This is a genomic window from Nonomuraea sp. NPDC004702, from assembly GCF_053601695.1.
Genome location: NZ_JBSGCE010000041.1, coordinates 78,848 through 89,390, shown reverse-complemented (window position 1 = coordinate 89,390; position 10,543 = coordinate 78,848). Strand labels below are relative to the sequence as shown.

Sequence of the window (10,543 nt, the reverse complement as noted above, 5' to 3'; positions counted from 1 at the left end):
TGCCGGTCCGCCGGTCGGCGGGGATCTCCTCGGTGTCGCACACCAGGCAGATCATCGTGGACTCGGTGTGGCCGTAGTGGCTCTGGATCCGCAGCTCGGGCCGGGCGGCGCGGGCCCGCTCCACCAGGTCCCACGGGCACGCCTCGCCCGCCAGGATCAGCAGCCGGCGCGGCAGCACGGCGGCCAGGTCACCGCCCGAGGCCAGCAGCTCCAGGTGGCTGGGGACGCACTTGACGACGTCCACCCGGTGCTCGGCCAGGTAACCGGCGAACGCGGCCGGGTCCATCGCGGTCTCCCGCGGCACCAGGTGCACCGTCCCGCCAGTGGTCAGCGCCCCGAACACGCAGGTCAGACCGAAGTCGGCGGCGGGCGTGGAGACCACGGCGAACGACCCGCCGGGGGCGCCGATGCGCGGCAGCATGCCGCCCAGGTAGTTCAGGACGCCGCCGTGCTCGGCGGCCACCGCCTTGGGGGTGCCGGTGGAGCCCGACGTGAAGATCACGTGGTGCAGGTGCTCCGGCAGCACGTCCACCCGGGGCCGGGTGTCCGGCAGGGACGGCGGCCGGTCCAGCGTCAGCACCTGCCTGCCGGCCCCGATCAGGGGCGCGAACTCGCTCACCGTCACCACGGCGCGCACCCCGGCGGCCTCCAGCATCGCGGCGATCCGCGCCGCCGGGTACGCCGGGTCCATCGGCAGATACCCGCCGCCCGACTTCTGGATGCCGAACAACGCGCACGCCAGGTCGGCGCCCGGCTCCAGCAGCACGCCGACCGGCTCGTCGGCGCTCACCCCGGCTTCCAGCAGCCAGTGGGCGATCCGGTTGGCGGCCGCCTCCAGCTCCGCGTAGGTCAGGGCGCGGTCGGCCCCCACCACGGCCGGCGCGCCGGGGGTCTCGTCCACCCAGCGTTCGATCAGGTGGTGCACCGCCCCGGCGGGCGGCTCCGGCGGCGGCCCGCCGGCCAGCGCCGGGCCGGTCACCGGCTCCAGCGGCACCGCGCCCACCGGCGTGTCCAGGTCGGCGAGCAGCCCGTCGAGCAGGGCGGCGTACCAGCGGGTCAGCTTGGCCGCGGTGCCCGGTTCGAACAGGTCCGTCCGGTAGGCGAGGCCGCCGCGCAGCGGCGCGCCCGGCCCGTCGTCCACGACGTGCCAGCTCAGGTCGAACTTGGTGGTCAGCTCCGGCAGGTGGATCTCGGACGCCTCCAGGCCGGGCAGCTCCGCCCCGGCCACGCCGGGGACGTAGTTGAGCATCACCTGGAACAGCGGCGTGGCCGCCAGGTTCCGCTCCGGCCGCAGCCGGTCCACCACCCGGTCGAACGGCGTGCCCGCGTGCGCGAGCGCGCCCAGCGCGGACTCCCGCGCGCGGGCCAGCAGGTCGCGCCCGGTCGGGTCGCCGCCCACGTCGGTCCGCACGACCACGGTGTTGAGGAAGCAGCCCACCACGCCTTCGGTGTCCGGGTGGTCGCGGCCGGAGACCGGCACGCCGACCGCGATGTCCGCGCTCGCCGACAGCCGGGCCAGCAGCGCCTGCAACCCGGCCAGCAGCACGATGAACGGCGTCGACCGGTAGGCGGCGGCCACCGCCCTGATCCGCTCGCTCAGCTCCGCGGGCAGCTCCAGGTCCAGCGCGGCTCCGCCCGGGTCGGGCACCGCGGGGCGCGGCCGGTCGGTGGGCAGGTCGAGCACCGGCGGCAGGCCGTCCAGGTGCCCGGCCCACCAGTCCAGGTCGGCCGGGTCGGGGACCGGCGAGACCTCGGCGTACTGCGCCGGGGGCGGGTCGAGCGGCGGGCGCAGGCCGAGGCGGGCGGCGTACAGGCCGGACAGCTCCGACAGCAGCAGCCCGCGCGTCCACGCGTCGGTGGCGATGTGGTGGAAGGTGAGCGAGAGCACGTGCTCGTCGCCGTCCCCAGGATCGCCGACGGTGAGCAGCACCGCCCGCATGGGCGGCTCCCGGTCCAGCGCGAACGGCGTCGCCAGGTGCCCGGCCAGCACGTCCTCGACCTCGGACCGGTCCACGCGCGCGGTGGAGACGGGCACCTCGGCGGCGTCCCGGATCACCATCACCGGCTCGGGGCCGGAGTCGTCGACCACGCCGCGCAGCACGTGGTGCCGCTCGGCCAGGTCACGCACCGCGTCCAGCAGCGCCTCCGCGCGCAGCGGGCCGCGCAGCCGCAGCGCCACCGGCACGTTGTAGGCGCTGCTGTCCGGTTCGAGCTGCGCCAGGAACCACAGCCTGGCCTGCACCCCGGACAGCGGCACCGGCCCGTCCGCCGGCGCGCGCCGCACGCGCGCCGCAGTGGCCGGACGGGGCAGCGCGGCGGCCAGGTCGGCCAGCACCGGGTGCTCGAACAGCAGCCGCACCGGCACCGCCGCGCCCAGCCGCTCCCGCAGCCGCCCGGCCACCCGGGTCGCCGCGAACGAGTGCCCGCCGAGGGCGAAGAAGTCGTCGTCCGCCCACACCTCGGCGAGTTCGAGCACGTCGGCCCAGACCTCACCGACCAGGCGCTCGGCGGGCGTGCCCAGCGGCACCCGCACCGCGGGCCCCGCCTCGGGCACGGGCAGCGCCGCGCGGTCCACCTTGCCGTTCGGGGTGAGCGGCAACGCCTCCAGCACGCCGATCGCGGCCGGCACCATGTAGTCGGGCAGCCGCTCGCGCAGCGCCGAGCGTACCTGCGCCACGTCCACCGTCGCGGGCGTCACCCAGGCGGCCAGGCGGCGCTCCAGGCCGTCGCCGACCGGCTGCACGTACGCCTCGGCGACCTGTGGCAGGGCCCGCAACGCCGCGGCGACCTCGCCCAGCTCGACGCGGAAGCCGCGCACCTTCACCTGGTCGTCGATCCGCCCCAGGAACTCGATCAGCCCGTTCCCGGTCACCCGGACCCGGTCGCCGGTGCGGTACCAGCCGCCGGTGAAACGCTCCGCGGTGAGGTCGGGGCGGCCCAGGTAGCCGCGGGCCACGCTCGGCCCGCCGATCCACAGCTCGCCGGGCACGCCGGGCGGCAACGCCCGTCCCGACGGGTCGGCCACCCGGCACACCACGTCGGCCAGCGGCCGGCCCAGCGGCGCCCGGCCCGGCCCCAGCTCGGCCAGGGCCTGGCCGGCGTCGCAGGCCAGCACCGACACCGTGGTCTCGGTGGGGCCGTAGTGGATCTGCACCTCCAGGTCCGGTCGCGCCGCCCGGACCCGCGCGACCAGGTCCGCCGGCACCGCCTCGCCGGCCAGGATCAGCAGCTTGGCGGGCAGGGCGGCCATGCCGAGGAGTTCGAGCTGGCTGGGCACCATCTTGATCGCGTCCACCGGGTTCGCCGCCAGGCGGGCGGCGAACGCGGCCGGGTCGGTGGCCGTCTCGTGGTCGATCAGGTGGAGGGTGGCGCCCGTGGTCAGCGCGCACCACAGGTTCGTCATGCCCAGGTCGGCGGCGGCGGTGGAGACCAGCGCGAACGACGTCATCCCCGCCGGGACGACCTCGGCCACCGCGCCGAGGTAGTGCGTGATGTGCCGGTGCTCGACCGCGACGCCCTTCGGCCGTCCGGTCGAGCCCGAGGTGTAGATCACGTACGCCAGGTGCTCCGGCCGCACCGCCACGCCGGGACGCTCGCCGGACGCCTCCGCCGCGGCGGCGAGCTCGGCGCCGGTGAGCACGATCCGCGCTCCGGCGTCGGCCACCACCGCCTGGTTGCGCCGCTCCGGGTAGACCGGGTCGAGCGGCAGGTAGGCGGCGCCCGCCTTGAGCACGCCGAGCACGGCGACCACCAGCTCGGGCCGCCGCTCCAGCAGCACGCCGACCGGCTCCTGCGGCCGTACGCCGCTCTCCAGCAGCCAGTGGGCCACCTGGTTGGCGCGGCGGTCCAGCTCCGCGTAGCTGAGCGAGCCGACCGCGACCGCGTCGGGGCGGGCGTCGGCCATCCGCTCGATCAGCGTGTGCAGCGGCACGTCCACGGGCAGACCGGCGTCCCGGCCGCGCAGGTCGTCGCCGGCCGGCAGCCGCACCGGCGCGTCGGGGTCGGTGAGCATGCCGTCCAGCAGCTCCAGGTACCAGCCGGCCAGGCGGCGCACGGTGGCCTCGTCGAACAGGTCGGTGCGGAAGCGTAACTCGCCCGAGAAGCGGGTGCCGTCGTCGCCGAGCTCCAGGTTCAGGTCGAACTTGGCGGTCGGCGCGGGCGGCGTCCCGGCCTCGACCGTCAGCCCCGGCAGCGACAGCGGCGCGCCGGTGTCGTAGACGTTGAGCATCACCTGGAACAGCGGCGTGACCGCGAGGTTCCGCTCCGGCTGCAGCCGCTCCACGACCCGCTCGAACGGCGTGCCGGCGTGCGCGAACGCGTCCAGCGCCGCCGTGCGCGCCCGTGCCAGCAGCTCGGCGCCGGTCGGGTCGCCCGCGGTGTCGCCGCGCACCACCAGCGTGTTGATGAAACAGCCGACGACCCGCTCGGCGTCGGGGTGGTGGCGGCCCGCGTGCGGCACGCCGACGGCGATGTCGTCCACGCCGGACAGGCGGCTCAGCAACGCCTGCAACCCGGCCAGGAACACCATGAACGGCGACGTCCCGGCCACCGCGCGCACCTTGGCCGACAACGCCTCGGGCACCTCCACCGCGACCGCCGCCCCCTCCCACGTGGGGACGGCCGGGCGCGGGCGGGCGAGCGGCAGGTCGAGCACCGGCGGCAGGCCCGCCAGGTGGGCGGCCCACCAGTCGAGATCGGCGTCGGGCCGCCCGGCCTCCCACGCGGCCACGTCCGCGTACTGCAGGGCCGGGGGAGCGGGGGGCGGTTCCAGGCCGAGGCGGGCGGCGTACAGGTGGGCGAGATCGTCCAGCAGGACGCGTTCCGACCAGGCGTCGGTGGCGATGTGGTGCAGGGTGAGCGCGAGCACGCACTCCTCGTCGCCGAGCCGGTAGAGCGTGGCCCGCAGGGGCGGCTCGGCGTCCAGCCGGAACGGCCGCCAGGCGTGGTCGGCCAGCTCCCGCTCCAGCTCCGCCGGGGCGGCGGCCGCCATGTCGACCACGGGCACCGGCACGGCGGCGACGGGCCGCACGCGCCCGTCCTCGATGACGCCGCGCAGGATCCAGTGCCGTTCGGCCAGGTCCGCCACCGCGCCGGTGAGGGCGGCGACGTCCACCGGGCCGCGCAGCCGCAGCGTCAGCGGCACGTTGTAGGCGGGCGTGCCCGGTTCGAGCTGGGCCAGGAACCACAGCCGCTCCTGCGCCGGCGACAGCGGCATGTCCGCGGCCGACGTCGCCGGGATCCGGGGGACGGCGGCCTGCTCCTTCTGCTTCAGGGCGGCGGCGAGCCTGGACCGGACGAGTTCGGCGATCCGGTCCTCACGTACCTCGGTCATCCCTCGTCCCCCTCCATCAGGTCGGCGGCCAGCAGTTCCTCCAGCGCGGCGGCGAAGTCGGCCAGCACCGGCCGGTCGAACACCAACCGCACGGGCACGGTGACCTGCAACATCTCGCGCAGGCGGGCGGCCACCCTGGTCGCGGCGAACGAGGCTCCGCCGAGGGCGAAGAAGTCGTCGCCGGCCCAGACCTCGGGCCGTTCGAGCACCTCGGCCCAGACGGCGGCCACCAGGAGCTCGGCCTCGGTGGCCGGTTCGACCCGCGCCGGGGCCGGGCCGGCGTCCGGCTCGGGCAGCGCGTGGCGGTCCACCTTGCCGCTGGGCAGCGTGGGCAGGGCCGGCAGCGCGACCCAGCGGCGCGGCACCATGTGGCCGGGCAGCCGGGACCGGGCGTGCCGCTCGACCGCGGCCAGGTCCGCCGTCTCCGGCGCGACGTAGCCGACCAGGTGGGCCTGCGCGTCCGTGCCCGCCACGGTCACCGCGGCCTCGGCGACCTCGCGCAGCACGGCCTCGACCTCGCCCAGCTCGATCCGGTAGCCGCGGACCTTCACCTGGTGGTCGCGGCGGCCGTGGAACTCCAGCGTCCCGTCCGGCCGCCGGCGGGCCAGGTCGCCGGTGCGGTAGCAGCGGCCGTCCGGCGTGAACGGGTCGGCCACGAAGGCGGCCGCGGTGAGGTCCGGACGGCCCCGGTAGCCGCGGGCCACCCCGGCGCCGCCCAGCAGCAACTCGCCGACCGCGCCGGGCGGCACCAGCCGCAGCCGCGCGTCGACCACGTACGCCCGCTCGCCCGGCATCGGCGACCCGATCGGCACCCGGTCGCCCTCGTGCGCGCGCACCCGGTGCAGCATGGAGGTGACGGTGGTCTCGGTGGGCCCGTAGGCGTTCCACAACTCGCCGACGCGCAGCAGGATCTGCTCGGCCAGCGCCGGGTCCAGCGCCTCCCCGCCGGCGACGGCGCGCAGCGCGGGGTCACCCGCCCAGCCCGCCGCGATCAGCATCCGGTACGCGGTCGGCACCAGGTCGATCACCGTGGCCGCGCTGGTGGTGATCAGCTCCGCCAGCGCGTGCCCGTCGGTGGCCGTGGCCCTGTCCACCACCACCGACGTGCCGCCGGCGGCCAGGACGCTCCACAGCTCGGAGGCGGAGACGTCGAAGCTCAGCGGCGCGACCGCGGGCTGCACGTCGGCCGGGCCGAGGCGGAGCGTCGAGATCATCCCGGCCACGAGGGCGGCCAGGGCGCCGTGGGTGACCTCGACCCCCTTGGGGGCGCCGGTGGAGCCGGAGGTGTAGGTGACGTACGCCAGGTCCTCGGCGCGCACCTCGGGAAGGTCCGCGCGGGAGCCCGCCGCGAGCCGGTCCACGTCGAGCGTCACCGGCCCGTCCTCGCCGGGCGCCGTCTCCAGGGGCGTCCCACCGCGGGTGAGGACCACGCGGGCGCCGGCGTCCGCGGCCAGCAGGCGCAGCCGCTCGGCCGGGTGTTCCGGGTCCAGCGGCAGGTACGCCGCCCCCGCCCGCCACACGCCCAGCAGCGCCGCGGGCAACATCTCGTCCCGCGGCACGTGCACGCCGACCACGTCGCCGCGCGACACCCCGTGCGCCAGCAGCCCGGCCGCGATCCGGTCGGCGCGGTCGTTCAGCTCGGCGTGGCTCAGGGCGACGCCGTCCGGGCCGACCACCGCCGTGCCCGCCGCGCCACCCACGTGCGCGGCGAGCGACAGCGGCACCGGGGGCAAGTCGTCCGGCAGCCGGGGACCGGCCGCGCGGGCCAGCAGCGCGGCGCGTTCGTCCGGGGTGACCGGCTCGAACGTGGCGATCGCCAGGTCCGGCTCGGCCACCACGCGCCGCAGCAGCCACAGCAGCCGGTCCAGGTACGCCCCGGCCGCCTCCCGGCCGAGCAGCGCGACCGCGTACTCCAGGTGCAGCTCGGCGCCGGCGGCCGTGCGGTTGACGAGCACGCTGAACTCGTGCACCGCCGCGCCCGGGCCGACCTCGGTCAGCAGTTCCAGGCATCCGGCGCGCACCGGCACCTCGGCGTGCTGCATGGCCAGCAGCACCGGGGCGCGGGGCACGTCGGCGGGCGGGACCTCCTGGTGGACCAGCGCCCGCGTGGCGGCCTGCCCGGCCTGCCGGACCAGGTCGCGGAAGGTCGGCGCGGCGTCCGGCCGCAGCCGTACCGGCACCGTGTCGATCAGCGGCCCGACGACCCGGGCCAGCTCCGGCCGGGCGCGCCGCGCCGCGACCATGCCGACCAGCGTGTCCGGCTCCCCGGCGGCCAGGGCGAGCGCGGCCAGGTACACGGCGTACGGGGTCGCGCCGCACGCGCGGGCCAGCGCGGCCACGCCGTCCGTGAACTCCTCGGTGAGCGGCCTGATCACCCGGCACGTCGTCAGGTCGCCGGGCGGCGGCCCCGCCACCGGCGCCCCCGCCAGCTCGTCGCGCCAGAACTCGCGCAGCCGCGCGAGGTCGGGCCGGTCCTCCTGCTCGCGCACCGCCACGTCGCCGAGCTGGACCGCCGGCTCGGGGACGGGCTCACCCGCCAGCTCGGCGGCCAGCTCGTCCATCAGCACGCCGGTCGAACCGCCGTCGAAGGCGATGTGGTCCGTCACGAGCACCAGCTCGGCCACGCCCTCTCCGACGGGGCACAGGCTCGCGCGCAGCAACGGCACCTCGGTCGTCACGTCGAACACGTGCTCCACCGCGGCCCGGGCCACCTTGACCGGGTCCGCGCCCGCCGGATGCTCGACCAGGGGAACGGCGACGGGCGGGTGCACGACCGCGTACGGGACGCCGTCCTCGCCGACGGAGATCGTGCTGCGCAGGGCCTCGTGCCGGCGCAGGACCGCGTCCAGCGCCCGGCGCAGCGGCGCGCTCCCGCTGAGGTCGCGCACGCGCAGCCGGATCGACACGGTGGTGACCGGGCTGTGCGGGTGGAGCTGGCGCAAGGTCCAGAACTCGCGTTGCGCGGCGGTGAGCGGGTGCCGGGTCCGGCCGGTCCGCCGCACCGGAGCCGATCCCGGCTCGCGCAGGCGCGCCGCCAGCCCGGCCGCGGTCGGCTCGGTCAGGAACGTCGCCAGCGGCACGGTGTGCCCGAGCCGCCGGGACAGCTCGGTCACCACCCGGGCGGCGGCCAGTGAGTGCCCGCCCAGGTCGGCGAACCGGTCGTGCACGCCCACCTCCGGCAGGCCCAGCACGTCCGCGATCACCTCGGCGACCTGGCGCTCGTCGTCCGTCCGGGGCGCGACCGGCGCCGCGCTCCCCGTCCGGGCGGCGCCCAGCTTGGGCAGGGCCGCGCGGTCCACCTTGCCGGTGGGGGCGATCGGCAGGTCGCCGGTCACGCCGATCCTGGCCGGGACCAGGTGGTCGGGCAGCCGGTCACGCAGCCAGTCGCGCAGCTCGGGCTCGGTCACGCCGGAGGCGGCCACGTGCGCGACGAGGTAGGCGATGCCGTCGTCGTCGGTGTGCGCCAGGACGACGGCGCGGCGCACCGCGGGATGGCGGTCCAGCGCCGACTCGACCTCGCCCAGCTCCACCCGGTAGCCGCGGATCTTGACCTGGTCGTCGGCGCGGCCCACGTAGCGCAGCTCGCCGTCCACCCGCCGGACCAGGTCGCCGGTGCGGTAGACGCGGGTGCCGTCCGGGTCGGTGCCGAACGCCTGCGAGTCGTGGCCCAGGTAGCCGCGGGTCACGTTCGGGCCGCCGATCCACAACTCGCCGATCTCTCCCTCGGGGACCGGGTTGCCGGCGGCGTCGCGCACGCTGAGCAGCGCGTTCGCCATCGGCCCGCCCAGCGGCGGGTCGCCCTGGTGGTCGCGGCTCACCTCGAACAGGGTGGAGCCGGTGGTGCACTCGGTGGGGCCGTACATGTTGAGCACGCGGCGCACACCGGGGTTGGCGTACACGCGCGCGACCAGCGCGGCGGTCAGCCGCTCGCCGCCGGACAGCACCATGCGCACGCCGTCCGGCAGCGGCTCGCGCAGCAGCACCGACAGCGCGGACGGGACGCCGAAGACCGTGCGCACCTCGTCGCGGGCCGGCAGCGTCGGCAGCGCCAGGACGTTGTCCGCCATGATCACGGTCCCGCCGGCGAAGAGCGGCGTGAAGATCTGGGTGATCGAGGCGTCGAAGCAGATGGAGGAGCCGGCGAGCATGCCGCTCAGCTCCTCGGCGGTGTAGGCGGACGCCTCCCAGCGCACCAGGTTCAGGGTGTTGCGGTGCTCCACGACCACGCCCTTGGGACGGCCGGTGGAGCCGGAGGTGTAGATCACGTACGCGGCGTCGCCCGGCTCGCCGGGCACCTGCGGCCCGTGCGCGGCGGGCGTCACGTCGTCGACGAGCACGGTGTCCGCGCCGGTCGGCGCCGCGGTCTCGCGCCGCGCCGCCGAGGTGACCACCGCGGTCATGGCGGCGTCCTCGGCCATGAAACGTAAGCGCTCGGCCGGGTAGGCCGGGTCCAGCGGCACGTAGGCCGCGCCCGCCTTGAGCACCCCGATCAGCGCGGGCACCAGCCACTCGTCGCGGTCGAGGCAGATGCCCACCAGGTCGCCGCGTCCCGCACCTCGCGCGGCCAGGGCGTTGGCGATCCCGTTGGCCCTGCGGTCGAGCTCGGCGTAGGTCATCCGGCTCGTGCCCGCGACGACGGCGAGGCGATCGGGTGTCCGCCGGCACTGCGCCTCCAGGGCCTCGTGGAGGCGTCCCGGCGAGTCGGTGGGAGGGCGGTTCGCGCCCGTCACATCCGTAGTCATGTGTCCTCTTTCCAGCAAAGGTCAAACGTGCCCGGGTGGGCGGTATGGAACAGCCCGTTCCTCGGGACGGCACGCGGGCCCGGGCGAGGTCGTCGCTGGGCGCGTGGGGTCGTGCGGGGTCGTGCGGGCGGTTCAGTGTCGCGCGGTCGGCGGGTGCGGCGGGGGGCATTCGCGGCAAATGTCGTGTTCTGCGGTTACCGCTCCTTTCGCCCATGGTCGTCCGCGCAACAGCATCGGTGACCCGGCTTGCCGCTGACTTGGAACCTGCCATGATCTTGCTTGCAGGAGGGCGCGTCATCGGCCGGTGGGCGCGGGACGGCTCGGCAGGCGGTCAGCGACGTCCCGGCGCCCGGCGTCGGCCGGAGCGCGCGAACCTCCTGGACCGGCGACAGGCAGACCCCGGGCGCCGGACATGGGCGAGGAGTGCGGCCTTCTCGCCACTGCTCCGGGACGCCACACCGACATGATC

Annotated in this window: 2 protein-coding genes; both read right to left on the bottom strand. The window is 76.5% G+C overall.

Annotated features, from left to right (window positions below; genetic code table 11):
* On the bottom strand, positions 1-5,332 hold a 5,332-nt coding region (locus ACWEJ6_RS37495), incomplete at its 3' end, for an amino acid adenylation domain-containing protein (protein WP_452429992.1).
* On the bottom strand, positions 5,329-10,074 hold the full coding sequence (locus tag ACWEJ6_RS37490) for an amino acid adenylation domain-containing protein (protein ID WP_452429990.1): 4,746 nt from the start codon (positions 10,072-10,074) through the stop codon (positions 5,329-5,331). The genes ACWEJ6_RS37490 and ACWEJ6_RS37495, both read right to left, overlap by 4 nt.
* Positions 10,075-10,543 lie beyond the last annotated feature (469 nt).

What these genes read in the sequence shown, in the direction of transcription:
- ACWEJ6_RS37490 (WP_452429990.1), bottom strand. Translation starts at nt 10,074, where the DNA reads ATGACTACGGATGTGACGGGCGCGAACCGCCCTCCCACCGACTCGCCG.